Genomic DNA, 26,262 nt, shown 5'->3' with positions numbered 1-26,262 from the left:
GTCGAGTACCGGTAGTTCTTGCTCGAGGACGCGATGGTGCGGTCGCGGGTGGGCACCAGGGTTCCGTCGACGATGTAGACGGTGTCCTTGCGCGGCCGGCGGGCCGGGGAGATGGCCAGCAGCGGGGCGAGGTGGTCGAGGATCCTGTCGGCCGCGGATTTCGAGACCCCGAACAACGGCGCCACCTGCCGCAACGTGAGGTTCGTGCGCCAGTACGTCGCCACCAGCAGCACCCGGTCCTCGAGCGACAGGCGCCACGGTCGGCCACGCTGAACGTCACCACCGCGACACCGCACCAGTGCCACCAGCCTGGCGAACTGCACCTCGGTCAGACCAGCAAACGGCTCGATCCACTTCGGATCATCTGCCGAGATCACCCCACCCATGCCCAACCAACGCGCCAACCGCACCACTGGTTACGGGACAACCTTTAGCCAACGTAGGTAGGCGGGAGAGCCGGCCACGATCGGCACCGCGGCGACCTCTGGGTTCTTCCATGGGTGGTGGCTCAGAAGGTGCCTCTCAAGCCGGTCATATGCCCCCGCACTCACTTTGAAGAGAAGTTGCCACTCTTCCCCCTCGCCGTACTTACCGGCGTGCCAGAAGACCGAAGCAACGGGGCCTACGACCTGAACACCCGCAGCCAAGCGCGCGGAGACCACAGAGCGCGCTAGCTCCATAGCTTGTTCGCGAGTCTCCGTCGCCGTGGAGACCTGAAAGAACTCTGCCATGGGCGTGACTCTACCCACGGAGCGATGAAGGATCCTCACATATCGCAAAACTTGGCTTACGAATCAGACGAGAATCTAGACTGCACACCATGGCTCAGTGGTCGTTACCATCTACACGGGCGATCCCGCCGGGGAAGAAACCTCCGAGGCTGCCACACACTCCCTCGCCCTCGACGGCGTGGATACGAAATCGCCCTCATGCCGGACAGCTGCGACAAGCTGCTGGAAGCGACCGCGGCCCGAGTCTCCAAGGAGATCCGGGAGGCACACCGCAAGGCGAACTGACCCCTCTCCGCAGAGCCCCTCGTCGACCGCTGGGGCCGCCCCACGGAGCCCTCGGTTCCCGTTTTCGGGCCCTCTGGGCCCTCCGCGAGGGGTGAGGCCGGCGGCGCTCGGCAGGCTACTTCCCAGGGCGTCAAGACTCGTCAGCGTCAACAGAAAGAGCGTCAGTGCGACGTCAGCCGCGACCGAGCCGCCCCTGATGCAGGTCGGCTAGCCGATTCCTTGCCATCAGGGCCTGGCCATTACAGAATTTGAAGGGGCGCAGCAACAAGACCGGGAGATCACCGATGCTCAAGCCCGCAAACTCGGCCAGAGTCAGGATTGCCAAGCGGCCGTAGTGCAATTTTCTCGGCGTTTGAATCGGTTATACGCCATTGCAGGAAAATCGAATGTTGAGCTGATCGCAGGCCGAATGGCGATACCGGGCTTTTCGGTCGCTGATGTCCAGCTGGTAATTGAAAGTGCGCTGACTATCAGGGGCTGGGGTCCGGGCGCCGTGTTCAGGGCAAGGGAGGCTGTCGCGCATGCCCTAGAGGACTTCAACCGGGATGAAGATGAGCCGCAGGTCACTGCCCGTAAGGTCACTGTGCCGGCGTATAGGCCGACTCGTCCGCCTCGCCGTTCCGATCCTGGTCGGGGCGGTTTTTTTGTGGGGGTGCGCCGGTGTGGGCGTGCGTGCCGGTCGGCTGTGCGGGCCGTCTCGTGGAGCACACTGGCGGCATGGACCACAGCAGTGAGACGGGGGCGGTGGCCTCTCGGAGGTTTGCTTCCCGGCCGGAGAGTGTGGGGCCGGCGCGGCGTTTCGTGCGGGATGCTCTGGCCGGTGCGGGCGCGGATGTGGTGGAGACGGCCGAGCTGCTGGCCGGTGAGCTGGTCACCAATGTGGTGCTGCACGCGCGTACGGAGGCGGAGGTCGCTGCCTGGGCGGTGGACGGGGCGGTCCATGTGCGGGTCGGTGACGGGCGGCCGGGGCGGGGGCCGGTGCCGCAGGATCTTCCGCACGCCGGTCCCGGGCATGGGCTGGCGATGGTGCGGCAGCTGGCGTCCCGGTACGGGGTGGAGACCGGGGAAGAGCGCAAGACGGTGTGGTTCGAGCTGTGGGGGGACGGGCGGCCGCCGCGGCCTTCCGCGTGGGAGACGCCCGTGCCGCCTTCCGGGTCCACGCGCACGGTGACGCTGGTCGACTTGCCGGGCACGCTGTACCTGGCGTCCCAGCAGCACCGGCACGCGCTGCTGCGCGAGCTGACGCTCGCCGAGTTCGCCGGCGAGGACACCGGCGTACGCCCGGAAGACCTGGCCACCGCGCACGACATGTCGAACGTGATCAGCGCGGGCGTGACGGAGGCGCTGGAGAAGCAGCCCGCGGTGGCCCACATCCACTCCCTGAGCCTGGCGCTCCCCGCGGACGCCGGGCCGGCCGTGGCCACCCTGCGCCGGGTGCTCGACCTGGCCGAGCAGGCGGCCCGGGACGAGCGCCTCCTGACCTGGCCGGCGATGCCCCAGAACCGCGTCTTCCGCCGGTGGCTGCTGGACCAGCTCGCCGGCCAGCTCGCCGGCGAGCCCGCCGCCGCGTGGACCGTGGTGCCCCGCGACCCGAGCGCCAGCCCCTGGGAGCTGGTGCCCTGGGACGCCGGCCACGTACGGGCCAGCAGGGTGCCCACCATCGCGGCCGACGAGGAGAACCGGATCGTCGTGGCGAACGGGCCGGCGGCCGACATGCTCGGGTGGCAGGCGGACGACCTGGTCGGCCGGCGGCTGACCGTGCTCATCCCCGAGCACTTGCGGGTGCGCCACATGGCGGCGTTCACCTCGCTGCTGCGTACCGGGCAGCCGCACATCCTGGGCCGCTCGGTGCCGCTGCCGGCGCTGCACCGGGACGGCCGGCTGGTTCCCGTACGGCTGTTCATCCAGACGCAGGGGACGGCCGACGGCCGCACCGTGTTCGTCGCCCAGCTCGCCCCCAGGACCGCGCCCCCCGACCCCGCACCTCCGGCTTCCGGGGAGGGCGGGTTCGCCGCGGCAGAAGAGCCGGGTGAGCCGGGCGAGATGGGGGAGCCGGGCGAGGTGGGGGAGGCGGTTCTGCCGGAGGCCTCGGAGCCTGTCGCCAGGGCGCGTGGCGACGAACCCGGCGGGGCGGCCCAGGAGCGCCGGCTGCTGGCCGACATCGGGGAGTCGCTGAGCAGCACCCCGAACCTGGAAGAGGGGCTGCAGCGGGTCTGCACGATCCTGACCCAGCGGCTGGCCGACTGGTGCGTGGTGGACCTGCTCAACGACTGCGACCAGCTGGAGCGGATGTGCGTCGGGCACCGCAGCCCCACGGCACTGCCCGCCGAAGCGCACGCGGGCGGGCTGCCGCCGGTGACCGGGGCCGCACGGGGGCCGCTGGCGCGGGTGCTGCGCGGAGCCGGCCCGCTGCTGCTCACCGAGCGGCCGCCGCCGAGTCAGGTCAACAGCCCGCTCGACGCCCATTACGTCGATCTGTTCGAGCGGGTGGGGGCGAACAGCGCCGTGGTCGCTCCGCTGCGGACCCGCGGGCCGGTCTTCGGCGCCCTGACGCTGGCCCGTACCGGCAAGGAGCGGGCCTTCACCGAAGAAGCGCTGCCCCTGATCGGCGACCTGGTCCGCAGCCTCTCCCTGGGGGTGGAGCACGCCCGCCTGTACCAGGAGACCCGGCAGATCGCCGAGCGCCTCCAGCGCTCCTTGCTGCCCGTGCTGCCGGACGTCGGACACTTGCAGATGGCCGCCCGCTGCGCGCCCTCCTCCACCACCGCGCAGATCGGCGGCGACTGGTACGACAGCTTCCTGGTCCCCAACGGCCGGACCGCCGTGGTCATCGGTGACGTCGCCGGGCACGACCTGGAGGCGGCCGTCGCCATGAGCCAGTTGCGCAGCATGCTGCGCGGCATCGCCATCGACCGCCAGGAGCCCCCGGAAGAGGTGCTGCGCCGCCTGGACGTGGCGAGCCACACGCTGTCCCAGGAAGCCACCGCCACGTGCATCTACGCCCTGGTCACGGGCCCCGACAGCGGCCCCTGGGAATTGAAGCACTCCTCCGCCGGGCACCTGCCGCCGCTGCTGACCACCAAAGAAGGCGGTACCCGCTACCTTGAGGGCGGCGCGGGCCTGCTGCTCGGCATGGAGCCCGAGATGCCCCGCCCGGGAGCCGCGAACCCCTTCCCCGCCCACTCGACCGTCCTGCTGTACACCGACGGCCTCATCGAACGCCGCGACGAGTCCCTCGACCACGCCATGGACCGGCTCCGCCGGCACACCGCCGCCCTGGCGCGCGAACCCCTCGACGTCTTCTGTGACGAACTGCTCATCGGCCTGGGCGCCGACAGCGCCGACGACATCGCCATCCTCGCCGTCCGGCCGGTGCCCCCGGACCGGTCCGGGGCGGCGCGGGAGCGGGCCTAGACCGGCGGGATCTCGTCCGGGCGCCGGAACGGGGTCTGCTCGTTGTGCTCGCCCCGGCAGGTCGTCCCGTGCTGGCAGAAGAAGCCGCAGCCCCGGCACGAGCGGCATCCGTGCGGGGCGTGTATTTCACCGGGGTGGCCCACGCCGGAGACGTAGAGCGTGGAACGGAGTTCCGTCTGCTGGCCGCCGCACCCCTTGCACAGCAGGTGGGGGCCGGGGCAGACGTGGTCGTGGTCATGGTCGTGGTCACTGCCGTGCTCGGTCACCGGGTCCGCCTTTTCCCCTGTCCGTTTCCGCGATACGCGTTCATGGTGCGATCATGCCTTCGGTACGTGGCGGATGCCGCCGGCCGGGCCGGGTGTCCCTCGTACGAAGGGGGTCGGGTGGAGGGGCTCGGACGGAGCGGCCCGGACGAAGTGGAAGGATAGCTTCCATGAGTTCCCACGTATTTTTCGACATATCCATCGACGACGTTCCCGCCGGACGCATCGTCTTCAAGCTGTACGACGACGTCGTGCCCAAGACCGCGCGCAACTTCCGTGAGCTGGCCACCGGCGAGCACGGCTTCGGTTACGCGGGCTCGCCGTTCCACCGGGTGATCCCCGAGTTCATGCTCCAGGGCGGCGACTTCACCCGCCGCAACGGCACCGGCGGCAAGAGCATCTACGGTGACCGCTTCGCGGACGAGAACTTCCAGCTCAAGCACGACCGCCCGTTCCTGCTGTCGATGGCGAACGCCGGCCGCAACACCAACGGCTCGCAGTTCTTCATCACCACCGTGGCCACGCCGTGGCTGGACGGCGCGCACGTGGTCTTCGGCGAGGTCGTCGAGGGCACGGACCTGGTGACCAAGATCGAGGGCCTGGGCTCCCGCTCCGGCGCGACCTCCGCGAAGATCGAGGTGGCGGCTTCGGGCGTGGTGGACGCCGCGTAACGGGGCCGTAGCGCCCGCATACGTGAAGGCCCCCGGAACAGCCGTTCCGGGGGCCTTCACGTATGTGGGCGCGGCCGCTCAGGACTGGGGCCGGCTGCCGTGGTTGGCACCGTTCTTACGACGTGCCTTCTTCTTGCGGCGTCGCTTCGACGACATGGCGTCTCCTCTCCGAGGTGGGGCTTTCCTCCGCATTTCTACCATTTCACGGAGGGTCCCTGCCCGCGATCTTGGGGCCGGATACCCGCCTCACAGGCGCCCACACGTCCCGTGAGACACATCACGGTGAACGAGTGAGGGGAGGGAGAAGGCACGTCGGAGGGCGGCGAAGGGGGTCGGAGAGGGGGCGGAGGGGGACGTCGGGCCCGGGTCAGCCCTCCGGCTTGGCCAGCAGGAGCAGGTAGTAGTCCAGGTGGTTCCGGCAGAGCGTGCGGAAGGGCTCCATCAGCGGATCGGTGTGGGCGGTGGCCTCCTTGCCGAAACGCTGCTCGATGGCGTCCCGCCGCTCCTTGTAGAGAACGCACATCAGCTCACCGCACAGGGCGATGTTCGACGTCATGTTCTGTACCCGCGCGACGTGGAAGCCCGCCTCCCCGATCTCGCCGACGAGCGTCGCGAAGGTGGTGGGCGGCGGCGAGGTCCACAGCCGGGTGAACGCGTCGGTCTCGGCCTCGGTGGGAGTGCCGCGGCGGGCGAACTCCGTCATCAGCAGACGGCCGCCGGGGCGCAGGACGCGCAGGGCTTCCCGCAGTCCGGCCGGCCGGTCGGACAGGTGGGGCATGCAGTCGATCGACCAGGCCGCGTCGAACGAGCCGTCCGCGTAACCGAGCCGCATCGCGTTGCCGTACGCGAAGTCCACCCGGCCCGCCAGGCCGGACGTGCCCAGCCGTGCCTCGCAGCGGGCGAGCTGCCGCTCGCTGACGGTGATGCCGGTGACCCGGCCGCCGGTGCGCTGCGCCAGCCGGATCGCCGGGCCGCCGGTGCCGCAGCCGATGTCCAGCAGGCGGGCGTCCTGGGGCAGGCCCGCGGACAGGACGTCGACGAGGAACTCGGTCTGCCGGTCCTGGGCCAGGTCGGCCAGGCCGAGGAGGCCGGTGGGCGGGGCGTGCTCGCCGTGCGGGACGAACATGCCGACGTGCAGGGCGCTGCCGCCGAGCACCATGGCGAGGAGGTCACCGAACCGGTCGTACATCGCGCCGACTTCTTCGGGAGCCGGCCCCGGCGCGCCTTTCGTACCGCTGCCGCTGCCGTCACTGCCGCTTTCGTTCACTGGCACGGGAGTCCTCTCGGCCGCCCCGGAAACGGCGTCTCCGGGGCGGCGGTTGCCGTTCGGCGCCGGGCGGGTCAGCTCGACTGGGCCTCGTCGTACAGGTTCTCGGCGTCGTCGCCGAAGTACGGGCCGAACATGGTGTTCGGCAGGAAGGTGTACCCGAAGCTGTTCACCGAGGACTGCAGGCCGGTGCCGGTGGCCTCGTTGAACGAGGTGAACCAGGGGCCGCCGCTGGAGCCGCCCGTCATGGTGCAGGACAGGCCGTGGTCGGTGGAGAACAGCGGGTCCTTGATGGTGTTGCCGCTGCAGTAGACGAGCTTGCTGCCGTCGTAGGGTGCCGCGGCCGGGTAGCCGAAGGCGTACATGGGCTTGTTGTAGCCGGTGTTGAAGGCCAGGCCCTGGCCGCCGACGACGTCGGTGAGCCGCTGGCCGCCGACCGGGGCGACGACCGCTGCGCCCACGTCGTAGTTGATGTTCTCGCTCGCCGTCCACTGCGGTGTGGCGAGGGTCTTGGAGGCGGCCCACTTGCCGTAGGGGGCCTGGCCGTCGTGGTAGCCGGGCACGAAGACCCAGTCGCCGTGCCAGGCGCCGTTCATCTTCACGCAGTGCCCGGCGGTGATCACGGTGCTCTTGTTCGCGCTGGTGACGGCGTTGCCCGAACAGGAGGCGGTGCGGCCCTGGTAGGTGAAGAACACCCGGCCCGCGGTCTTCGTCACGGCGCCGCCGCCGGTCCAGGCGGCGCCTTTCTGCGGGAAGGCCTTCGGCGCGGGGGCGGCCGGGGTGCCGCCGGGGAGGGTGGGCCGTACGGTGCGCTCGGTGCCGCGCGGAACCGCCGGGGCGGCCGTGTCCGGCCCCGTACCGGTCCGCGGGACCGCTGCCTCCGTCCCGGCGGACATCAGGTCCATCGGGGTGGCCTCGCGCATCCGCTCCGCGGTCCAGAAGCCGGCCGCGGCGGACGCGCCGGTTCCGGTCCGGTCGGGCGCTGCCGCGCCGGTCGCGGCGGCCGGACCGCTCTGGAGGGCCGACACGAGCAGGGCGCCGGCGGCGGTCAGGGCTCCGGCGACGGCACGGGACACCCCGCGCTTACGGGCGCCCGGCGAGGTGCTGGGGGTTCGTCTCACGCGTAACTCCTTCTGCGGGGCCGCGTGGCGAACCGCGCGGCCGTCCCTCCAGGGCCGCGGGTTCCGCGGCCCGGCAGATGAGCGGTGCGGATGGACGTGCGTCAGGAAGCGTGCCACCGGACGCGCCGTCTGTCAGGAGCGTGGCGCGCCGAAGTCCGGAAGGGGCGGGCCCTCAGCCGCGCCCGATGTACGGCATGGCCGTCGCCATCACCGTCGCGAACTGCACGTTCGCGGCCAGCGGCAGCTGCGCCATGTGCAGGACGGTACGGGCCACGTCGGCCGCGTCCATCACGGGTTCGGCCGCGGTGGTGCCGTTGGCCTGGAGGATGCCGGTCTGCATCCGCCCCGTCATCTCGGTCGCCGCGTTGCCGATGTCGAGCTGCCCGCAGGCGATGTCGTACGGACGCCCGTCCAGGGAGAGGGACTTGGTCAGGCCGGTCATCGCGTGCTTGGTGGCGGTGTACGCGATGGAGTGCGGGCGCGGTGTGTGTGCGGAGACCGAGCCGTTGTTGATGATGCGGCCGCCGCGCGGGTCCTGCTGCTTCATCGCGCGGAAGGCTGCCTGGGCGCAGAGGAACGCGCCGGTGAGGTTGGTGTCCACGACCGTCCGCCAGTCGTCGTACGCCAGCTCTTCGAGCGGTACGGGCGGGCCGAACGTGCCGGCGTTGTTGAAGAGCAGGTCCAGCCGCCCGAAGCGGTCGCGGACCGCGGCGAACAGGGCGTCGACCTGCTCGGGGCGGGTGACGTCGGCCGGTACGCACAGGGTGGCGCCGCCGGTGTCCGGGGCCGCCCGGCGGGCGGTCTCTTCCAGGGCGCCGGCGCGCCGCCCGGCGAGCGCCACCGACCAGCCGGCCCCGGCGAGGGCCAGCGCGACGGCGCGGCCGATACCGGAGCCGGCGCCGGTGACCAGGGCGACGGGTGCGGGCGGTGGGGTGGTGCCGGGGCGGGTGCCGGGTGTCGTCATGGCGGCAGGGTAGGGCGCGGCCCGCCCGCCCGGGGGAGCGGGCTCGCGGAGCGGCCGCGGGCGTGTCCCGTTCAGCCCGCCCCGTGGAAGTCCTTGAGCACCGCCGCCTTGGCCGCGGTGAACTCCTCGGCGGTCAGGATGCCGTCCCGGTGGAGTTCGCCGAGTTCGCGCAGCCGGCGCAGCAGTACGTCGGCGCCCTCGCCGCCGCTCCCGGTGCCCGTGCCCGCCGCCTTTTCCAGGGCCGGTGCGGTCGCCGGACCGGTCACCGCGCCCGCGGCGGGCGCGGGCGGGGCCGCCGGGTGCGGCAGCCGGGCCGCGACCGCCGCGGCGAGCAGCGCCGTGCGGCCGCTCTCCTTCTTGAAGCCCCACAGCTCGATGGCGTTCGGGTCGTGCTCCGGCTTGAGCCTGGCCGTCAGCCCCTTGGGCCGGAAGCGCAGATAGCCGGATTCCAGGCCGGCGGCGGGGCGCCAGTCCACCCCGTCCAGGTCCGCGAGGGCGAAGTCCCTGGCGCCCGCGTGCTTCTTGCTCTCACTGGTGGTCCAGCGCCACTCGATGTGCACGTGCTCGCCGTCGAAGGTCGCCACCCCGTCCACCCCGGCGGCGGACAGCGGTACGCAGGGCCCCGGCAGCAGGTAGCGGTCGGTGGGCCCGGTGGCCACCTGGTCGAGCAGCAGGGCCTGGCGCACCTCGTCGGCGAAGTACTCGGCGACGCCGGTGCGGTCCGGGTCGACGGTCACCTGGTAGGGGTTGGCGTCGTCCGGCAGGCCGCCGCCGGTGACGTACAGCAGCGGGTCGGCGCCGTCGCGCAGCCGCAACCGCAGCCGGCCGCCCTTGCGCGCGGGCTCGTAGGCGATGCCGGCCAGTGCCGTGAGCGGTACGGAGATCTCGCCGAGGTCCTGCCGCAGCCGGTGCACGCCCCGTTCCTGTCCCGGCACGATCCGTACGTGGTCGCCGTCGAAGGACCACGTGCCGTCGCGCACCATCAGTTCAGCCATGCCCCGAATCCTACGGAGCGGGCCGACCGGTGGAAGACGGTGCGGCTCGCACGGGTCCGCCGTGATTGTCCGGCGGCGTCCGAAGCGGGCGCAGACATCACCGGGTTGTCATGAGTGCGTCGTACACGGGACAGCGGTACGCCGTCCTCCGCCCCTCCAATCTCTGGTGACAACACCAGCCAGGGGAGGGGCAGATGGCCCGTCAAGGTCAGTACGAGCAGGGCGCGCAGCGTGCGCAGGAGGCCCAGGACGCACCGCACGGCCCGGAAGTGCGGGCCGCGGCGGCGCGGCTCGCCCGGCGCCGCTTCCTCACCGGCACCGGGACCGTCGCGGCGCTCGCCTTCGCGGCCAACCTGCCCGGCACCGGCGTCGCGTACGCCGCGGCCGAGGCCGACGCCAGGAAGATCACCGAGAACCCCTTCACGCTCGGTGTGGCCTCCGGCGACCCGCTGCCCGGCTCCGTCGTGCTGTGGACCAGGCTCGCCCCGAAGCCGTACGAGCCGGGCAACGGCATGCCCCAGGCCCGGGTCACGGTGCGCTGGGAGGTCGCCTACGACGAGAAGTTCCGGCGCCTGGCGGGGCGCGGACGGGCCGAGGCGCACCCGGAGTTCAACCACGCCGTGCACATCGAGGCCACCGGCCTGGCGCCGGACCGCGTGTACTACTACCGCTTCCGGGCCGGCAGCTGGATCAGCCCGGTCGGCCGCACCCGCACCGCCCCGGCGCGCGGCGCCAAGCTCGCCGAACTGCGCCTGGGCGTCGTCTCCTGCCAGGCGTACCACGACGGTTACTACACCGCGCACCGGCACCTGGCCGACGAGGACCTCGACGTGGTCTTCCACCTCGGTGACTACCTGTACGAGTACCCGGTGGACGCCGCCGGCGGAGCCCGGAAGTACACCGACCGCAAGCTGCCGGCGCGCTTCAACCGCGAGACGGTGACGCTGGAGGACTACCGGCTGCGCTACGCGCTCTACAAGTCCGACCCCGACCTCCAGGCCGCGCACGCCGCGCACCCGTTCATCGTCACGTGGGACGACCACGAGGTGGAGAACAACTACGCCGACGACATCAGCGAGAAGAACGACCCCAAGGGCGAGTTCCTGCTGCGCAGGGCCGCCGCGTACCGCGCGTACTGGGAGAACCAGCCGCTGCGCCGCCCCCAGCAGCCGCACGGCCCGGACGCCCGGCTCTACCGCCGCGTCCACTACGGGCAGCTGGCGCAGTTCGACGTCCTCGACACCCGCCAGTACCGCTCCGACCAGGCGTACGGCGACGGCTGGCACGCGCCGGGCCCCGACTCGGCCGACCCCGCCCGCACCCTGACCGGCAAGGAGCAGGAGCGCTGGCTGGTCGACGGCTGGCGGTCGTCCTCCGCGCTGTGGAACGTGCTGCCGCAGCAGGTCACCTTCTCCGAGCGGCGCAACGCCACCGGCCCCGGCTACAAGCTCAGCATGGACTCCTGGGACGGCTACCCGGCCTCCCGCGAGCGGGTGCTGAAGGGGGCTGAGGCGGCGGGCGTGGAGAACCTGGTCGTGCTGACCGGCGATGTGCACGTGCACTACGCGTTCGACGTCAAGCGGGACTTCCGGGACGAGAAGTCGCGTACCGCGGGCGTGGAGTTCGTGACCACCTCGATCGCCAGCGGCGAGGACGGCGCGGACAAGCCCGCCAACTGGGGCACGTACATGGCGGCCAACCCGCACATGAAGTTCTACAACGGCAGGCGCGGCTACGTGACCGTCACGCTGGACCGGGAGAAGGCGCGCGCCGACTTCCGCACGGTGTCGAAGGTGACGGTGCCGGGGGCGCCGGTGAGCACGGCGGGGTCGTTCGTGACCGAGGCGGGCGACCCGGGGCTCAAGCCGGCCTGAGCCCGCCGGGGCCGGTGGGCTCGCGGACCGGCCCGTGCGCGGTCCTAGGACCGCGGGCCCGGTACCAAGGTCCTGGCCGAAAGGGCGCCGGAGCCCGTTCCGTGCGTGACACCATGGTCCAGACATCAATCATCCATGGAGACACTCATGACGGACTCCGGTACCGGAGCGGTAGAAACCCAGGACAGCGTTCCGATAGCCGGGCGGGACGCGCCGGCACCGCCCGCCGCGTCCCGCCGCACCAGCCTGCTCGTCACCCTCGTCCTCGGCGGCCTGACGGCGGTGCCGCCGCTCTCCATGGACATGTACCTCCCGGCCCTGCCGGAGGTCACCGACGCGCTGCACAGCCCGGCCGCCACCGTCCAGCTCACCCTGACCACCTGCCTCGCGGGCATGGCCCTGGGGCAGCTGGTCGTCGGGCCGATGAGCGACAAGTGGGGGCGCCGCCGCCCGCTGCTCGTCGGCATGGTCCTGTACGTGCTGGCCACCGCGCTGTGCGCCCTCGCCACCAACGCCGAACTGCTCATCGCCTTCCGCCTGCTCCAGGGCCTGGCCGGCGCCGCCGGCATCGTCATCGCGCGGGCGGTGGTCCGCGACCTGTACGACGGCGTGGCGATGGCCCGCTTCTTCTCCACCCTGATGCTGATCTCCGGCGTCGCCCCCGTCGTCGCGCCGCTGATCGGCGGGCAGATCCTGCGGATCACCGACTGGCGCGGCGTCTTCGTCGTGCTCACCGTCGTCGGCGTGCTGCTCACCCTGCTGGTCTGGCGCCGCCTGCACGAGACGCTGCCGCCCGAGCGGCGGCACTCCGGCGGTCTCGGCGAGGCCCTGCACACCATGCGCACCCTCCTCGCCGACCGCGCCTTCTCCGGCTACCTCCTCGTCGGCGCGTTCGCCTTCGCCGCCCTGTTCGCGTACATCTCCGCCTCGCCCTTCGTGATCCAGGAGATCTACGGCGCCTCCCCGCAGACCTTCAGCCTGCTGTTCGGCGTCAACTCCGTCGGCCTGGTGCTGGTCGGCCAGATCAACGGCAAGGTGCTGGTCGGCCGGGTCAGCCTGGACGTGGTCCTCGGCATCGGCCTGGGCCTGATCACCGCCGCCGCGACGGCGCTCCTGCTGATGGCGGGCGGCGTCTTCGGCGAGGTCGGGCTGTGGCCGATGGCCGCCGGGCTGTTCGTCCTGATGTCCGCCATGGGCCTGGTCATGCCGTCCGCGAACACCAAGGCGCTGCTGCGCTCCGGGCACGCGGCGGGCTCCGCCTCGGCGCTGCTGGGCACCTCCACCTTCCTGCTGGGCTCGGTCGCGTCGCCGCTGGTCGGCATCGCGGGCGAGCACACCGCCGTACCGATGGCCCTGGTCCAGCTCGCCTGTGGCGTACTGGCGCTGCTGAGCTTCCTGGGACTGTGCCGCCCGTGGCAGCGTAGGGAGGAGACCGCCACCGGGACCGGCGAGAGGACCAGGCTCTGAACGCACCGAGGCTACGACGCGGCACCCCCGCCAGGGCGGGACTCGATCCCGCCTGGATGCGGCGGCTCGTGCGCGGGGTACGGGAGGCGACCGAGGGCCCGCAGCCCTGGTGCGCGGGGGCCGTGGTGCTCGCCGGGCGCGGTCCGGTCGTCGCGGCGGAGGAGGCGGCGGGCTGGGCGCTGCGCTACGCCGGATACGACCCGGAGCGCGACCGCGGCGTGGAGCTGCCCCGGGAACGCTGGGAGCCGATGCGCGTCGGCACCGTCTTCGACCTGGCCTCGCTGACCAAGCTGTACACCGCCGTCGTGGCGGTCCAGCAGGCCGAGCGGGGCCTGCTGGACCTCGACGCCGAGGCGGCCGGGTGGCTGCCGGGCTTCGCCGCCGGGATCACGGTCCGCAGGCTGCTCACCCACACCTCGGGACTCCGCCCCGAGCTGCCGTTCCACGAGCGCAGGGGCCGCGCGGCCCAGCTGGCGCTGCTGTGGGAGGAGGCGGCGGCGCCCGCCGGCCCGGCGGGCGGGGCATACCGCTACTCCGACCTCAACCTCATCGCCCTCCAGCTGGTGCTGGAGCGGCTCACCGGGCTGCGGCTGGACGCCCTCGTACGGGAGGGGATCACCGGCCCGCTGGGCCTGGCCAGCACGTCGTTCGGGCCGCTGGCCCCGGCGGGCGTGGCCGCCACCGAGGACCAGCGGCGGCCGTGGGCCAAGGCGGACCGGGGCCTGGTGCGCGGCGCGGTGCACGACGAGAACGCGTGGGCGCTGGGCGGCATCGCCGGGCACGCGGGCCTGTTCTCGACGGCACAGGACCTGGCGGTGCTGTGCCGGACCCTGCTCAGCGGCGGCGCGTACGGCACGGCCCGCATCCTGAGCGAGGAGTCGGTGGCGCTGCTGCTGGACCCGCCGGGCCTCGGCTTCGGCGTCGACCAGCCGTACTTCATGGGCGAGCTGGCGGGGCGCGGCGCGGCCGGGCACACCGGGTTCACCGGTACGAGCCTGGTCGTGGACCGGGCGACCGACACCTTCCTGGTGCTGCTGGCCAACACGGTCCATCCGCGGCGGCGCGAGGCGGGCAGCGCGCCGCGGGCCGCGGCCGCGACCCGGCTGGCGCGGGCGGTACGGGCGGGCCGCAGGGCGCCGGGGGCGGGCCCCGCCGCCTTCGAAGGGCTGTGAGACGCGTCCGGAGCCGCCGCCCCGGCACCGTAAAATTGCCGGAATGCACGACGAACTGCGCGCCGCACTGGCCGGCCTGCTCGACGGCCTGCCGCCCACGCAGGCCGCGCGGGCCGTCGACCGGCTGATCGCCAACTACCGGGGCCGGACCCCCACCGACGCCCCGGTGCTCAGGGACCGCGCGGATGTCGCCGCGTACGCCGCCTACCGGATGCCCGCGACCTTCGAGGCCGTGCGGCACGCGCTGGACGCCTTCGCGGCGCGGCTGCCGGACTTCTCGCCCGCCTCCCACGTGGACGTCGGCGGCGGCACCGGGGCCGCGACCTGGGCGGTGGCCGCCACCTGGGCGGGCCACCGCACCACCGTGTACGACTGGGCCGAACCGGCGCTGGAGCTGGGCCGCGAGCTGGCGGCGGGCGTGCTGCCGGACACGGACTGGCAGCGGAAGGTCATCGGCGAGGGCATGACGGTCCCGGAGGGCACGGACCTGGTCACGGTCTCGTACGTGCTCGGCGAGCTGCGCCCGGAGGCCCGCAGGGCGGTCGTCGGCGCGGCGGCGGGCGCGCGGGCCGTCGTCCTGATCGAGCCCGGCACCCCGGACGGCTACCTGCGCATTCGCGAGGCCCGCGAGCAGCTGACGGACGCCGGGCTGCGCGTCGTCGCCCCGTGCCCGCACAGCGCCGTGTGCCCGATCGTGCCGGGCGAGGACTGGTGCCACATGTCCGCGCGGGTGACCCGCTCCTCGCTGCACCGCCAGGTCAAGGGCGGCTCGCTGCCGTACGAGGACGAGAAGTTCAGCTACGTGGCGGCGGTGCGGCCGGCGGCGGCCGCGGGCCGGGCGCCGTCCCGGATCGTCCGCAAACCCCAGCTCCGGAAGGGGCAGGTCCTGCTGGACCTGTGCACGGAGGTGGGGCTGCGGCGGGAAACGGTCACCAAGCGGCACGGCGAGCGCTACAAGGCCGCCAGGAACGCCGAGTGGGGCGACGCGTGGGACGGCGGGACGTCAGGCTGAGCGCAGCTCCTGCGTGCAGCACTTGACGCTGCCGCCGCCCTTGAGCAGCTCGGTCATGTCGATGCCGATCGGCTCGTAGCCGCGCTCGCGGAGCGGTTCGAACAGCCCCACGGCGGCCTGCGGCAGGAGCACGTGGCGGCCGTCGCTCACCGAGTTCAGGCCGAACGCCTCGGCGTCCGCCCGCGAGGCGATCAGGGCGTCGGGGAACAGCCGGGCCAGCACGGCCCGGCTGCCCGCCGAGAAGGCGCCGGGGTAGTACATGACCTCGGAGTCGGTCGTGTCGTCCAGGACGCACAGCGCCGTGTCGAGGTGGTAGTAGCGGGGGTCGACGAGGTCCAGGCCGATGACCGGGCGGCCGAAGTACTCCTGCGCCTCGGCGTGCGAGAGCGGGCTGCTGCGGAAGCCGCGCCCGGCCAGCAGCCAGGAGGCGGTGACCGCGAAGTCGCCCTCGGCCTCGTTCACGTTCTCCGGCTCGCGGATCTCGGTGAAGCCGTGCTCGCGGAACCACGCGAGGTGCACGGCCTCCTCGCCGCGGCGCTCCTCGAAGGCGAACCGCGCGCCCAGCACCCGGCCGTCCACGACGGTGGCGCCGTTGGCGGCGAAGACCATGTCGGGCAGGTCCGGGTGGGGCCGCAGCTCCTCGACGGTGTGGCCGAGCGCGCGGTAGCGGTCGCGCAGTACCTCCCACTGGGCGAGCGCCAGCGGCAGGTCGACGGGTTTGTCCGGGTCCATCCAGGGGTTGATGGAGTAGCTGACCTTGAAGTGGGCCGGCGGGCACATCAGGTAACGCCGGGGCCGGGCGCTGCGCTGGGGTATACGCAAGGAAGGCTCCTCAGGGTGCGTGGGACTCGATGTGCGTACGGGGTGGTGTACGCGCTCAAATCGTGCACGGTGAGGAGCCGTTGGCGCAGTGATCCGGCCGGGTGAATCCGAACCCTAGGGAGTTTGCCGGTCGGTGCGCTGTTCCCGGAGCTTGCGCAGCAGGGCGCGTCGCTGTGCCATCGCGTCCGTGCCGCCTCCCACGCCGCTGCCGCCCCGGCCGCCGCGCAGCGCGCCGCGGGAGAGCTTGCTGCGGGTGCCGCCGACGCCGAGCATGCCGCTCGCGTTGCCCTTGCTCATGAGGGTCGTCTCCTTCGTCCGTCGACTAGCGAGACGTTTCGTCTCGTTCGCTGTCGAGTCTGCGCGAGACGTTGCGTCTTGTCAAGACGATACGTCTCGCCTCATGCGTCGGTAGACTTCCGGCATGGCCAACAAAACAGCGCCCGACTCCACGCGCCGCAGCGAACGCTCGCGCCGCGCCATCTTCGAAGCCGCCCTCTCCCTCGTCGGCGAGGTCGGCTACGAGAAGCTCACGATCGAGGGCATCGCCGCCCGCGCCGGCGTCGGCAAGCAGACGATCTACCGCTGGTGGCCCTCGAAGGCCGCCGTCCTGCTGGACGCGTTCACCCAGGACGTCGAGGGGTACGAGGCCGGACTGCCGAACACCGGCGATCTCGCCGCCGACCTGAAGTTCGTCCTGCGGGCCACCGCCGACGAGTTCAACGACGCGGCGTGGCAGGCCCCCTACCGCGCCCTCGCGGTGGCCGGCGCGAACGACGCGGAGCTGTCGGCGCGGTTCGTGGAGCGGCTGCTGGAGCCCGGCATCAAGGTCTACGTGGACCGGATGCGGGCCGCCCAGGAGGCCGGGGAGATCGGGCGGGACGTGGACGTGCGGGTGGCGGCCGAAATGGTGCTGAGCCCGTTCTCGCAGCGCTGGCTGATGCGGACCGGCGAGCTGACGTACGAGTTCGTCGACACGCTGGTCGACCTGGCGCTCGCCGGGCTGCGGCCGCGCGGCTGACGTGCCCGGGTGAGGCGCCGGGGTCCCGCGGGGGGCGTGCAAGGTAAAGGAAGATGAACGAAAGGGCGTGGATAACACCCGGAATAATGTGATTCGCCCGTTCATCGGCCACCCCGGATCCGTACTCCGGTCACCCGAGGAGGAGGATGGTGGCAGCATTGATCCCAGACCACCGCTCGAAGTGAGGGGATAGATGGAACGCAAGAGCAGGTTCTCCCAGTGGCTTCGCCGGCCGAAGAGCGGTTCGGACGGCGGCGATACGGACACGGGATCAGCGGCCGCACAAAGCCGCGAGGACCTGCTGCTGGCGGTCGCCGACGCGGGTTTCCCGCTCGCCCCGGCAGCCCACCCCTCCGGCTACGGCTGTTCCTGTGAGCGCATCGGCTGTCCCACGCCCGGCCGGCACCCCGTCTCCTTCGGCTGGCAGACCGTCGCCAGCACCGACCGGGAGAAGGTCGCCGCCTGGGCGCGCGCCTATCCGCAGGCCAACTTCATCACCGCCACCGGCATCGCCCACGACGTCCTGGACGTCCCCGTCGAGGCGGGCAGCAGCGCGCTGGAGCGCCTGGAGGCGGCGGGCATCGACGTCGGCCCGGTCGCGCTGAGCGGCGCGGCGCTCGGGCAGGGCCGGATGCTGTTCTTCACCGCCACCCGCGGCACCCCGGACGACGAGGACGAGTGGTGGCCCTGCGAGCTGGACTGCCATCCGGAGACGATGGACGAGCACCCGGGCCTGCGCTGGCACTGCCGCGGCAGCTACGTGCTCCTGCCGCCCTCCCGCCTGCCCGGTGAGCAGCCCGCGGTGGCCTGGCTGCGCGGCCCCGAGCGCCCGGTGCCGGACCCGCTCACGCTGCTGGAGACCCTCACCGACGCCTGCGCGGAGTACGCGGACCGGCAGCCCGACCACGACCACGAAGCGGCGGCCTGGCCGATCGGCCGCTGAGCGGGCCCTACAGCGACTTGGCGGAGGTCTTGGCCTCCAGCCGGTGCAGGAAAGCGATCTTCTCCTGAGAGCTTGCCGCCGGGACCTTCACCACCTGCTCGGAGAGCGTCGTGAAGGTCATCCGGTTGGACGTCTTCGCCGGACCGTCCATGATCCCCTTTATCTCCGGGGGAATGTTGATCCGCGAGCCCTCGGCGACGGTCTTCTGCTGGTGGTAGTAGGTCGAGAAGAAGACCAGCGCCCCGCCGTCCTTGGTCCGCAGCGCGACCGGCGCGAACCCGGACGCCTGGTCCTCGTACTGGATGCGGGCGCCCGGCTGCCGCCCCTGCTTCTCGCGCAGGGACCGCCACCGGTCGGTGTGCGGGCCCGGCGCGAAGACGTCGCCCTTGCCGGTGTTCAGATACGCCGCGTACGTCTCGCCCAGCTTCCCCGGCGCGACTTTGAGGCCCGAGTCCCCGGCGTCGGCCGGCACCACCTCGGCGAAGCCGTCCTTGTCCGTCTTGAACTGCGGGACTTCCTTGTCGGCCAGCGCGGACAGGTAGCCGGCCTTCCACTTCGCGCCGACCGAGTCCCGGGTGAACACCAGGAACCACCGCGCGTTGTTGCGGTTGCTGACCGCGTCCGCGAGGAACACCTTCGGCCAGCCCGCCTGCTTGGGCACGGTGAAGGTCGGGTTGCGCAGCGTCAGCGGCGGGAACTTGGGGTTGCCCTGCGGGCTGATCGCGTGCCCCGCCTTGATGAGCGCCTGGTCGACGGCGAGCAGCGAATCCGTCTCGTACGTCGGGTTCACCTTCGGGTCCAGCTTGCTGTTGGACGTGTTGAAGCCGTCGACGAACTGCTGGAGCGCCTTGCCGGCCTCGGCCTTCGACACCGCGGGGAGCATCTCCCGCTCGCCGTGCACGGTCATGCACCCGCTCAGGGTCAGCAGCGCCGCGCCGGCGGCGGTCATCGCTACGGGCACCCGGAACGGCGACCTGCGTGTCATGGGGCTCGGGCTCCTTCGGGGCGACCGGGGCCGGGGCGGCCTGGGCGGCCGCCGGGGTGGCACGATTCGGCGCAACACTACCGGGGAAGCCGCCGCCGGCGAGCGCGGGGACCGGTACGGGCCCGCGCGCGGCACCGGCGCGACCGCCACCGGCCGCGCCTCAGCGCTCACGCAGGGGCATGACCAGGGGTGTTCCGGTGCGCGGATGCCCGATCACCTCGACCGGCTGCCGGTAGACCCGGCTCAGCAGCTCCGCCTCGAACACCTCGGCGGGCGGGCCCTGCGCCGCGACCGTGCCGTCGTGCAGCAGGGCCGCCCGGTCCGCGTACGCCCCGGCCAGCCCCAGGTCGTGCAGGACGACCGCCACCGCGGCCCCCGCCGCCGCCCGCTCCCGGCAGACCCGCAGCACCAGCTCCTGGTGGCGCAGGTCCAGCGCGGCGGTCGGCTCGTCGAGCAGCAGCAACGGGGCGCGCTGCGCCAGGACGCGGGCCAGCGCCACCCGGGCCCGTTCGCCGCCGGACAGCGCGGAGAACGGCCGCCCGGCGAAGCCGGCCACCTCGGTCGCCGCCATCGCCTCCGCGACGGCGGCCCCGTCCTCGTCCTCGCGCGGCGTCCCGGCCCAGGGCGCGCGGCCCATCCGTACGACCTCCTCCACCGTGAAGGGGAAGGCCAGGGCGGCGGACTGCGGCAGGACCGCCCGGCGCAGCGCCAGTTCGGGCGCGGTCCAGGCGGGGGCCGGGCGGCCGTCGACCCGTACCTCGCCCGCGGTGGCGGGCTGGTCGGCGGCGAGCGCGGCGAGCAGCGTGGACTTGCCCGCGCCGTTCGGCCCGACGAGCGCCAGCACCCGGCCCGCCGTGACCTCCAGGTCCACCCCGTCCAGGACCGTACGGCCGCCCAGCCGCACACCGAGGCCGCGGGCCCGTGCGTACGCCGTGCCTTCGGCGACGGGCCCGGGCAGCGTACGGGAGCGCCCCGCGAACCACCGGCCCGGCGCCGGGAACCGGCCGCGGCTCATGCCCAGCCTCCCTGCTTGCGGCGGGTCCTGCGCAGCAGCCAGAAGAAGAACGGGCTGCCGAACAGGGCGGTCAGGACGCCCAGCGGCAGCTCCGCCGGCTGGGCCACGGTGCGGGCGGCGAGGTCGGCGGCGACCAGGACCAGGGCGCCGCCCAGGGCGCTGCCGGGGATCAGGAAGCGGTGTCCGGGCCCGGCGGCCATCCGCAGCAGGTGCGGGACCAGCAGGCCGACGAAGGTGATGACGCCGGCCACCGCCACGGCGGCCGCGGTGAGCAGGGCGACGACCACGATGAGGACGACGCGCAGCCGCTCCACGTCGACGCCCAGGTGCCGGGCGGGGCGTTCGCCGAGTGCCAGGAGGTCCAGTTTGCGTGCGTAGCAGGGCGCGAGGGCCAGCCCGGCGAGGGCGCAGGGCAGGACCGCCAGCACCTTGGGCCAGACGGCCCCGGACAGCGAGCCGAGCTGCCAGAAGGTGATCTGGGAGACCTGGGCGTTGTCGGCGGAGAAGATGAACAGGCCGATCAGTGCCGCCGCGAAGGCGTTCACCGCGATGCCGGTGAGGATCAGCGTGACGACCTCGGTGCGGCCGCCGGAGCGGGACAGCGTGTAGACGATCAGGACGGTCAGCAGGCCGGTGGCGAACGCGCAGGCCGGTACGGTCCAGGTGCCGAGGAAGCCGAGGCCGAGCGCGATGGCGCCGACCGCGCCGACCGCCGCGCCCGACGAGATGCCGATGACGCCCGGTTCGGCGAGCGGGTTGCCGAACACCCCCTGCATGAGGGCGCCGGCGCAGCCGAGCGAGGAGCCGACGAGCAGCGCCAGGACGACCCGCGGCAGGCGCACGTTCCACAGCACGCTCTCGGCGACCCGGTCCAGCTCCGCGCCGCCCAGGTGCAGCCGGTGCAGCAGCGAGCCGACGACGTCGCCGAGCGGGATGCGGTACGCGCCGAGACCGGCGGAGAGCAGGCAGCAGAGGATCAGGGCCAGGGCGAGCCCGGCGGTCAGCAGGGCGGTGCGGCCGCGGAGCCGGCGGGCGCGGGGGAGGGCGCCGGCGGCTGCCGGGAGGGGCGCGGCGGTGCCGGGCGCCGCGGCGCGGGGAGGGGCCGTCATCTCACTTCTCCTTGGCGTGGATCTGCCGCACGAGGGAGCGCAGCACGGCGTCCGTGCGCGGCCCGAAGTTGAGCAGCACGCCGTCGTCGACGGAGGCCACCCGCCGGTCCATCCCGGCCGGTGTCTGGGCCACGCCGGGGATCTTCACCAGCCCTTCGACCCCGCCGACGGACTCCAGGCCCTTGGTCATTACCAGGATCACGTCCGGCGCCGCCTTGGCCAGCGCCTCGCTCGTGATCGGCGTGAAGTCCTTCTTCAACCCCGACTCCTTGCCCGCGTCGATGCCGCCCGCCGCCTCGATCAGCGAGTCGGCGCCGGACCCGGCGCCGCCGAGCAGGTAGACGGAGGCCGGGCCGCGCAGGTAGAGGAACGCCACCCGGGGGCGGTCGGCCGCCGCCTCGGCACCGTGCGGGATGTCCTTCCGGACGGCCTTGATCCGCTGGTCCGTACGGGACTTCAGCGCGTCGCCCGCCTTCCGTACGCCGAGCGCCGCGGCCACCGCGCCGATCCGGGTGTCCACGTCGGCCAGTTCGGTCGCGGGCTCGAAGGTGACGACCGGGACGCCGGCGTCGCGGATCTGCGCGACGGCCTCCGCCGGTCCCGTGGTGGTGTCCGCGAGCACCACGTCGGGCTTGAGGGAGAGGACGTTCTCCGCCGAGACGTCGTGCGCGCGGGTCACCACGGGCAGCTTCTTCGCCTGGTCGAAGGTGGCGGTGATGTCGCGTGCGACGACCCGGTCGCCGAGCCCGAGGGAGAAGACGATCTCCGAGAGGGATCCGGTGAGGGGCACGATCCGGCCGGCCTCGCGGACCGTCGTGTCGTGGCCGTCGGCGGAGCGTACGGTCGCGGGCAGTTCGGGCCGGGGCGCGGGTCCGGACAGCGGCTCGACGCGGTCGGCCGCGGGCCGGGCCGCGGGACGCTCGGGGGAGGCGGCGGTGTCCGCGCCGCCGTCGCAGCCGGCGAGCGCGAGGGCGAGGGCCAGGGCGGCGGCCAGTGCGCCGAGGGGGCGCGGCAGGCGCCGGCTCCCCTGCTCCCGGAAGGTTGCTGGCACTGTCCCGCCTTTCTGTGGACGCGAGTTCGCCGGGGTCCGGTGGTGCGGCCGGTGCTCCGGGTGACTGCCGGGGTTCCGCTTCGACCGCGCTTAGCTTAGGTTAGCCTTACCTTAATCGCTAGCCCTGGAGGGGTCCCTGATGCTGCCGTTCAGACCGGCCGGCGGCCGTATCCGCGGCCGCGCCCGCCTGCTCGCCGCCGCCGTCCTGGTGGCACTGCCGGCGGCGTCGCTGCCGGTGGCCGGCGCGTCCCCCGCGCAGGCGGCGGCCCGCACCGTAGCGGGCGGCAGGCTGGACTGGGGCATCAAGTCCTCCTTCCAGTCGTACGTCACCGGGCCCATCGCCCACGGCAGTTGGAACCTGACAGGCGGCGCCGCCACGGTCGGCGACAGCCGGTTCCGCTTCCACACCGCCACCGGCAGCTACGACCCGGACAGCGGCGCCCTGACGGCCGGCTTCTCCGGCGGCGTCCACTTCACCGGCCACCGCAAGCCGGACGGCTCGTACGAACTGGACCTGACCATCAGCCGCCCCCAGGTCGCCGTCGCCGACGGACACGGCACCCTCTACGCCGACATGACCAGCAAGGAGAAGGGCACCGGCAAGGTCACCACGGCCGCGCGGGTGCCACTCGCCACGCTCGGCCTCGACGGCGTCGACACCCGGGGCGGCGGCACGCCCATCGCGCTCGCCGACGTCCCCGCGAAGCTCACCGCTCAGGGCGCGCGGGCCTTCGCCGGCTACTACACGGAAGGCACCCAGCTCGACCCGGTGAGCCTGTCGGCCGACGTCCGCACGGACGCGAAGCCCGGTCCGCAGACCGGCCCTCCGGACAACAGCGACACGGACGGGAACCCCGAACGCGGGGCCGTCGCCGACGCCGCCGTCGACTGGGGCGTCCGCCGCACCTTCCGCGAATACGTCACCGGCGGCATCGCCCACGGCCGCTGGCAGCTGTCCGGCGGCGCCCAGGACGGCGGCGCCCTCTTCCGTTTCCCGCGCGGCAAGGGCACGTACGACGCCGCGGCGGGCACCCTCGACGCGGACTTCGCCGGCACCCTCCGCTTCACCGGCAAGAACCTGGACCTCACCCTCGGCGCGGTCTCCGTCACCGTCAAGGACGGCCGCGGCACCCTCGCCGCCGACGTCACGACCGGTGGCACGACCACCGGGGGCACCCCGCTCGCCACCTTCGAGGCGAAGCGCCTGACACCCGAGAAGGGCCTGATCAAGCTCACCGAAGTGCCCACGGAACTCACCGCCGAAGGCGCCAGGGCGTTCGGCGGCATGTACCGGGCGGGCACCGCCATGGACCCCGTCTCGCTCGCCGTGGCCGTCGACGAGAAGGCCGCGCTCCCCGCACTCCCCGACCTCGGCACCGACCCCAAGTCCGCCGCCGGGCGCGGCGAGCAGGCGAAGCAGGCCGCCCCCACCGGGCAGGCCGCCTCCGACTCGTCCGTCTCCGCCCGCACCCTCACCCTCGCCATCGCGGCCGGCGCGCTGCTCGTCGCCGTCGCCGCCTTCCTCGTCCTGCGCGCCCGCCGGCGTACGACCCCCACGGCACCCCCGCAGGACTGACCCTCCACCGCACGCCCGCACCCCCACTCCCAAAGGAGAGCCACCGACCATGACCGCCATACGCCGCCCGCTCGCCCTCGCGGCAGCCATCGCCACCGCCGCCACCACAGCGGCCCTGTGCCTGCCGTCCACCGCGACGGCCGCCCCCGCGGCGCCGAAGCCGGACCTGAAGAACGGCACCCTCGACTGGGGCGTCAAAGAGTCCTTCCGCACGTACGTCAAGGGCATGGCGCTGGGCGACATCACCACCGCCGACGGCGCCCGCCAGGCCCCCGGCAACGGCCCGTTCACCTTCACCGGTGGCACCGGCACGTACGACACGAGCACGCACGCCGTCGCCACCACCTTCAAGGGCAGCGTCCGCTTCACTTCGAAGGCGCACGGCTTCGACATCAAGCTGGCGGACCTCAAGGTCGCCACGAAGGGCACGTCCGGCGCCATCACCGCCGACATCACGGCGGCCGGCAAGACCCAGGGCGACGTGCCCCTGGCCTCGCTGGACCTGTCGGGCATCCGGCCGGGCGGCGGCGCGGGCGGCGCGATGACGTTCGCGAAGATCCCGGTGAAACTGACCGCCCAGGGCGCGAAGGCGTTCAACGACATGTACAAGGAGGGCCAGGAACTCGACCCGGCCACCCTGTCCGTGACGCCCGCCGGCTCGCCCGGCAAGGGCGGCGAGGACGGCCGGGAGGGGCACGGCGGCAAGGACGGGCAGGGCAGCCACGGCAGCCAGGGCGGCAAGGCGGAGGAGCAGCCGGGCGCCACGTCCGGGAGCGCGTCCGGCTCCCACCCGGACACCGCCCCGGCCACTCCCCGCAAGAAGCCCGCCGGGCAGCCCGCCGCCACGCCCTCCTCCGGGACCGGCACCCCCTCCGCTGCCGCCGCCGGCAAGATCGTGGACGGCAACCTCGACTGGGGCGTGAAGAAGTCCTTCCGCGACTACGTCACCGGCCCCATCGCCCACGGCAAGGCCGAACTCGCGGGCGGCGCCACCACCTCCGCCGCCGGCTACCGCTTCCCCAAGGGCCACGGTACGTACGACAGCGCCAAGGCCGCCATCGCCGCCGAGTTCAACGGTTCGGTCCGCTTCACGGGGCACGAGGGCGCCCTCGACCTGAAGTTCGCCAACCTCAAGGTCAAGGCCACCGGCACCAAGGGCACGCTGGTGGCGGACGTCTCGGCCAAGTCCCGCGCCACCGGCAAGGTCACCGACACCCCCGGCATGGCGGTCGCCGACCTCAAGATCCCGGCCGGTGCCCTCACCGCCGAGAACGGCGTGGTCACGCTCAAGAACGTGCCGGCCACGCTGACCGCGGCGGGCGCCAAGGCGTTCGAGAACTACCCGGCGGGCCAGGCCCTCGACCCGGTGACCGCCGTCGTCACCGTCGACCCCGGCGCCCAGCTCCCGGCCTCCGGAGCCGCGTCGAGCACACCGGACGGTACGGCCGGCGGCGGCGCCAGCTTCACCAGCGGCAGCGCCTCGCTCGCGGCCACCGGCTCCTCCACGCCGAACGGCACGCTGGCCGGCGTGGCCGCCGTGCTGATCACGGCGGGCGGCGCCGCCACGTACGCCGTACGCCGCCGCGCCACCCGCTGACCACCGGCCCGACCCCACCCCCCCCACATCCCCGGGTCCGCACCCCCTGGGGCCGCCTCCCCCACACCCCACACACAGGCGCCCCCGGGCTCTGGGGACCGTACCCGCCGCGCAGGCCTCCGCGCGGCGGGTACTCCGGCGTTCCCGGGAACGCGCGGGAGCGAGAATGTCCCCATGCCAGCACCTCACACGCCCCGCCGGACACAGCCGCGCCAACTGCACGTCCTGCGTGTCTTCTGCGGTCCCGACGGCCGGGGTGGCAACGAACTGGGCGTCGTACGGAACGGCGCCGCCGTGCCGGGAGAGGCGGCCCGCCGGGCCCTGGCCGCCGAACTCGGCTTCAGCGAGACCGTGTTCATGGACGGTACGGACGGCGTGGACGGCGCGGACGGTGCCCGTGTCGACATCCACACGCCCAGCGTGCGGCTGCCCTTCGCCGGTCATCCCCTGGTCGGCGTGGCCTGGCTGTTGCGGCACCTCGGCCGCCCGGTGGACACCCTGCGGCCGCCGGCCGGGGAGGTGCCGGTCACGTACGAGGGGGAGTGCGTGTGGGTGCGCGGGCGCCCGGAATGGGTCACGGGGCGCCGTACGGAGGAGTACCGGACGGTGGCGGACGTGGCGGCACTGGCGGGTCCGCCGCCGGGGGAGGGCCCGCTGTACGTGTGGGCCTGGCAGGACCGCGGCGCGGGCACCGTGCGCGCCCGCTTCTTCCCGCGCCGCGGCGACGGCATCACCGAGGACGAGGCCACGGGCGCCGCGGCCCTCACCCTCACCCACGAGCTGGGCCGGGCCCTCGACATCCGCCAGGGCGCCGGCTCCCGCATCCTGACGCGCCCCTGCCGGGACGGCACGATCGCCGTGGGCGGCCGCGTCCTGCCCGTGCCGGGGCGGCCCTGACGGGCGGCGCCCG

The 26,262-nt window shown here is 73.2% G+C and carries 25 protein-coding genes; 11 read left to right on the top strand and 14 right to left on the bottom strand.

The features are described from left to right. Together ACH4K4_RS19530 and cutA are read right to left on the bottom strand one after the other, a co-directional pair. On the bottom strand, positions 1-386 hold a 386-nt coding region (locus ACH4K4_RS19530), incomplete at its 3' end, for a transposase family protein (protein WP_398168680.1). Positions 387-416: 30 nt separating this feature from the next. Further along, entirely contained in the window at positions 417-731 is a 315-nt protein-coding gene (gene cutA, locus ACH4K4_RS19525) for a divalent-cation tolerance protein CutA (RefSeq protein ID WP_398168678.1), read from the bottom strand. A 1,002-nt stretch (positions 732-1,733) separates the two neighbouring features. On the opposite strand from cutA, the gene ACH4K4_RS19520 reads away from it, so the two are divergent. Then, complete coding sequence (locus ACH4K4_RS19520; protein ID WP_398168677.1) at positions 1,734-4,430, top strand: SpoIIE family protein phosphatase; 2,697 nt, start codon at positions 1,734-1,736, stop codon at positions 4,428-4,430. Here ACH4K4_RS19520 and ACH4K4_RS19515 read toward each other — a convergent pair. Beyond that, positions 4,427-4,696 (bottom strand): hypothetical protein, encoded by a 270-nt coding sequence (locus ACH4K4_RS19515; RefSeq protein WP_398168675.1) that lies wholly within the window; start codon positions 4,694-4,696, stop codon positions 4,427-4,429. The genes ACH4K4_RS19520 and ACH4K4_RS19515 overlap by 4 nt on opposite strands. Before the next feature lie 167 nt (positions 4,697-4,863). On the opposite strand from ACH4K4_RS19515, the gene ACH4K4_RS19510 reads away from it, so the two are divergent. Then, positions 4,864-5,364 carry a peptidylprolyl isomerase gene (locus tag ACH4K4_RS19510; protein WP_398168673.1) on the top strand — a complete coding sequence of 167 codons (501 nt, stop codon included), beginning with the start codon at positions 4,864-4,866 and terminating at the stop codon, positions 5,362-5,364. 78 nt (positions 5,365-5,442) lie between these two features. Here the strand turns inward: ACH4K4_RS19510 and ACH4K4_RS19505 are convergent, their stop codons facing one another. From ACH4K4_RS19505 to ACH4K4_RS19485, 5 genes are all read right to left on the bottom strand, one after another. Continuing rightward, positions 5,443-5,520, bottom strand: a complete 78-nt coding sequence (locus ACH4K4_RS19505; RefSeq protein ID WP_370443954.1) for a 50S ribosomal protein bL37 — start codon at positions 5,518-5,520, stop codon at positions 5,443-5,445. Positions 5,521-5,731: 211 nt separating this feature from the next. Further along, the gene (locus ACH4K4_RS19500; protein WP_398168672.1) at positions 5,732-6,637 is read right to left on the bottom strand and encodes an SAM-dependent methyltransferase; all 906 of its coding nucleotides are present in this window, start codon (positions 6,635-6,637) and stop codon (positions 5,732-5,734) included. A gap of 68 nt (positions 6,638-6,705) precedes the next feature. Beyond that, positions 6,706-7,752, bottom strand: coding sequence for a trypsin-like serine peptidase (locus ACH4K4_RS19495; protein WP_398168671.1), 1,047 nt, complete (start codon positions 7,750-7,752; stop codon positions 6,706-6,708). Between the two features lie 172 nt (positions 7,753-7,924). After that, positions 7,925-8,716: an SDR family oxidoreductase gene (locus ACH4K4_RS19490; RefSeq protein WP_398168669.1), complete on the bottom strand. Its 792-nt coding sequence runs from the start codon at positions 8,714-8,716 to the stop codon at positions 7,925-7,927. Between the two features lie 71 nt (positions 8,717-8,787). Beyond that, positions 8,788-9,711 (bottom strand): DUF4429 domain-containing protein, encoded by a 924-nt coding sequence (locus ACH4K4_RS19485; RefSeq protein ID WP_398168667.1) that lies wholly within the window; start codon positions 9,709-9,711, stop codon positions 8,788-8,790. Between the two features lie 194 nt (positions 9,712-9,905). Between ACH4K4_RS19485 and ACH4K4_RS19480 the strand changes: the two genes are divergently transcribed. From ACH4K4_RS19480 to ACH4K4_RS19465, 4 genes are all read left to right on the top strand, one after another. Continuing rightward, the gene (locus ACH4K4_RS19480) at positions 9,906-11,585 is read left to right on the top strand and encodes an alkaline phosphatase D family protein (RefSeq protein WP_398168666.1); all 1,680 of its coding nucleotides are present in this window, start codon (positions 9,906-9,908) and stop codon (positions 11,583-11,585) included. Between the two features lie 147 nt (positions 11,586-11,732). Further along, entirely contained in the window at positions 11,733-13,052 is a 1,320-nt protein-coding gene (locus tag ACH4K4_RS19475) for a multidrug effflux MFS transporter (protein WP_398168664.1), read from the top strand. Positions 13,053-13,108: 56 nt separating this feature from the next. Beyond that, a complete protein-coding gene (locus tag ACH4K4_RS19470) occupies positions 13,109-14,224 on the top strand; it encodes a serine hydrolase domain-containing protein (RefSeq protein WP_398168663.1) in 1,116 nt (371 codons plus the stop codon). Positions 14,225-14,267: 43 nt separating this feature from the next. After that, positions 14,268-15,236 carry a small ribosomal subunit Rsm22 family protein gene (locus tag ACH4K4_RS19465; protein ID WP_398168662.1) on the top strand — a complete coding sequence of 323 codons (969 nt, stop codon included), beginning with the start codon at positions 14,268-14,270 and terminating at the stop codon, positions 15,234-15,236. Here the strand turns inward: ACH4K4_RS19465 and ddaH are convergent. Both ddaH and ACH4K4_RS19455 read right to left on the bottom strand, forming a co-directional pair. Next, entirely contained in the window at positions 15,228-16,058 is an 831-nt protein-coding gene (ddaH, locus tag ACH4K4_RS19460) for a dimethylargininase (protein WP_398168660.1), read from the bottom strand. The genes ACH4K4_RS19465 and ddaH overlap by 9 nt on opposite strands. 114 nt (positions 16,059-16,172) lie before the next feature. After that, a complete protein-coding gene (locus ACH4K4_RS19455) occupies positions 16,173-16,355 on the bottom strand; it encodes a DUF6243 family protein (protein ID WP_398168658.1) in 183 nt (60 codons plus the stop codon). Positions 16,356-16,479: 124 nt separating this feature from the next. Between ACH4K4_RS19455 and ACH4K4_RS19450 the strand changes: the two genes are divergently transcribed. Together ACH4K4_RS19450 and ACH4K4_RS19445 are read left to right on the top strand one after the other, a co-directional pair. Further along, positions 16,480-17,076 carry a TetR/AcrR family transcriptional regulator gene (locus ACH4K4_RS19450; RefSeq protein WP_398168656.1) on the top strand — a complete coding sequence of 199 codons (597 nt, stop codon included), beginning with the start codon at positions 16,480-16,482 and terminating at the stop codon, positions 17,074-17,076. Positions 17,077-17,269: 193 nt separating this feature from the next. After that, a complete protein-coding gene (locus ACH4K4_RS19445) occupies positions 17,270-18,019 on the top strand; it encodes a bifunctional DNA primase/polymerase (RefSeq protein WP_398168654.1) in 750 nt (249 codons plus the stop codon). 7 nt (positions 18,020-18,026) lie between these two features. On the opposite strand, the gene ACH4K4_RS19440 is transcribed toward ACH4K4_RS19445, so the two are convergent. From ACH4K4_RS19440 to ACH4K4_RS19425, 4 genes are all read right to left on the bottom strand, one after another. Further along, positions 18,027-19,004 carry a hypothetical protein gene (locus ACH4K4_RS19440; RefSeq protein ID WP_398168652.1) on the bottom strand — a complete coding sequence of 326 codons (978 nt, stop codon included), beginning with the start codon at positions 19,002-19,004 and terminating at the stop codon, positions 18,027-18,029. Between the two features lie 160 nt (positions 19,005-19,164). Then, on the bottom strand, positions 19,165-20,019 hold the full coding sequence (locus tag ACH4K4_RS19435; protein WP_398168651.1) for a heme ABC transporter ATP-binding protein: 855 nt from the start codon (positions 20,017-20,019) through the stop codon (positions 19,165-19,167). Further along, the gene (locus tag ACH4K4_RS19430; RefSeq protein WP_398168650.1) at positions 20,016-21,128 is read right to left on the bottom strand and encodes a FecCD family ABC transporter permease; all 1,113 of its coding nucleotides are present in this window, start codon (positions 21,126-21,128) and stop codon (positions 20,016-20,018) included. The genes ACH4K4_RS19435 and ACH4K4_RS19430 overlap by 4 nt, the downstream gene beginning before the upstream one ends. 1 nt (position 21,129) lies before the next feature. Continuing rightward, positions 21,130-22,179, bottom strand: a complete 1,050-nt coding sequence (locus ACH4K4_RS19425) for a hemin ABC transporter substrate-binding protein (protein WP_398168648.1) — start codon at positions 22,177-22,179, stop codon at positions 21,130-21,132. A gap of 139 nt (positions 22,180-22,318) precedes the next feature. On the opposite strand from ACH4K4_RS19425, the gene ACH4K4_RS19420 reads away from it, so the two are divergent. From ACH4K4_RS19420 to ACH4K4_RS19410, 3 genes are all read left to right on the top strand, one after another. Beyond that, on the top strand, positions 22,319-23,755 hold the full coding sequence (locus ACH4K4_RS19420; RefSeq protein WP_398168646.1) for an HtaA domain-containing protein: 1,437 nt from the start codon (positions 22,319-22,321) through the stop codon (positions 23,753-23,755). Between the two features lie 49 nt (positions 23,756-23,804). Then, the gene (locus ACH4K4_RS19415; protein ID WP_398168645.1) at positions 23,805-25,352 is read left to right on the top strand and encodes an HtaA domain-containing protein; all 1,548 of its coding nucleotides are present in this window, start codon (positions 23,805-23,807) and stop codon (positions 25,350-25,352) included. 174 nt (positions 25,353-25,526) lie between these two features. Continuing rightward, the gene (locus ACH4K4_RS19410) at positions 25,527-26,249 is read left to right on the top strand and encodes a PhzF family phenazine biosynthesis protein (protein WP_398168644.1); all 723 of its coding nucleotides are present in this window, start codon (positions 25,527-25,529) and stop codon (positions 26,247-26,249) included. The last annotated feature ends 13 nt before the right edge of the window (positions 26,250-26,262 follow it).

This window comes from Streptomyces sp. NPDC017529, assembly GCF_044329785.1.
Taxonomy (GTDB): domain Bacteria; phylum Actinomycetota; class Actinomycetes; order Streptomycetales; family Streptomycetaceae; genus Streptomyces.
The sequence above is the reverse complement of the archived record's forward strand: the minus strand, read 5'-3'. Positions and strand labels throughout refer to the sequence as shown.

Bases quoted from the DNA above. Each gene is read 5' to 3' on its own strand.
- cutA (WP_398168678.1), bottom strand. From the start codon at position 731: ATGGCAGAGTTCTTTCAGGTCTCCACGGCGACGGAGACTCGCGAACAA.
- ACH4K4_RS19520 (WP_398168677.1), top strand. From the start codon at position 1,734: ATGGACCACAGCAGTGAGACGGGGGCGGTGGCCTCTCGGAGGTTTGCT.
- ACH4K4_RS19510 (WP_398168673.1), top strand. From the start codon at position 4,864: ATGAGTTCCCACGTATTTTTCGACATATCCATCGACGACGTTCCCGCC.
- ACH4K4_RS19505 (WP_370443954.1), bottom strand. From the start codon at position 5,520: ATGTCGTCGAAGCGACGCCGCAAGAAGAAGGCACGTCGTAAGAACGGT.
- ACH4K4_RS19490 (WP_398168669.1), bottom strand. From the start codon at position 8,716: ATGACGACACCCGGCACCCGCCCCGGCACCACCCCACCGCCCGCACCC.
- ACH4K4_RS19485 (WP_398168667.1), bottom strand. From the start codon at position 9,711: ATGGCTGAACTGATGGTGCGCGACGGCACGTGGTCCTTCGACGGCGAC.
- ACH4K4_RS19480 (WP_398168666.1), top strand. From the start codon at position 9,906: ATGGCCCGTCAAGGTCAGTACGAGCAGGGCGCGCAGCGTGCGCAGGAG.
- ACH4K4_RS19475 (WP_398168664.1), top strand. From the start codon at position 11,733: ATGACGGACTCCGGTACCGGAGCGGTAGAAACCCAGGACAGCGTTCCG.
- ACH4K4_RS19470 (WP_398168663.1), top strand. From the start codon at position 13,109: ATGCGGCGGCTCGTGCGCGGGGTACGGGAGGCGACCGAGGGCCCGCAG.
- ACH4K4_RS19465 (WP_398168662.1), top strand. From the start codon at position 14,268: ATGCACGACGAACTGCGCGCCGCACTGGCCGGCCTGCTCGACGGCCTG.
- ACH4K4_RS19455 (WP_398168658.1), bottom strand. From the start codon at position 16,355: ATGAGCAAGGGCAACGCGAGCGGCATGCTCGGCGTCGGCGGCACCCGC.
- ACH4K4_RS19450 (WP_398168656.1), top strand. From the start codon at position 16,480: ATGGCCAACAAAACAGCGCCCGACTCCACGCGCCGCAGCGAACGCTCG.
- ACH4K4_RS19445 (WP_398168654.1), top strand. From the start codon at position 17,270: ATGGAACGCAAGAGCAGGTTCTCCCAGTGGCTTCGCCGGCCGAAGAGC.
- ACH4K4_RS19440 (WP_398168652.1), bottom strand. From the start codon at position 19,004: ATGACACGCAGGTCGCCGTTCCGGGTGCCCGTAGCGATGACCGCCGCC.
- ACH4K4_RS19435 (WP_398168651.1), bottom strand. From the start codon at position 20,019: ATGAGCCGCGGCCGGTTCCCGGCGCCGGGCCGGTGGTTCGCGGGGCGC.
- ACH4K4_RS19430 (WP_398168650.1), bottom strand. From the start codon at position 21,128: ATGACGGCCCCTCCCCGCGCCGCGGCGCCCGGCACCGCCGCGCCCCTC.
- ACH4K4_RS19420 (WP_398168646.1), top strand. From the start codon at position 22,319: ATGCTGCCGTTCAGACCGGCCGGCGGCCGTATCCGCGGCCGCGCCCGC.
- ACH4K4_RS19415 (WP_398168645.1), top strand. From the start codon at position 23,805: ATGACCGCCATACGCCGCCCGCTCGCCCTCGCGGCAGCCATCGCCACC.
- ACH4K4_RS19410 (WP_398168644.1), top strand. From the start codon at position 25,527: ATGCCAGCACCTCACACGCCCCGCCGGACACAGCCGCGCCAACTGCAC.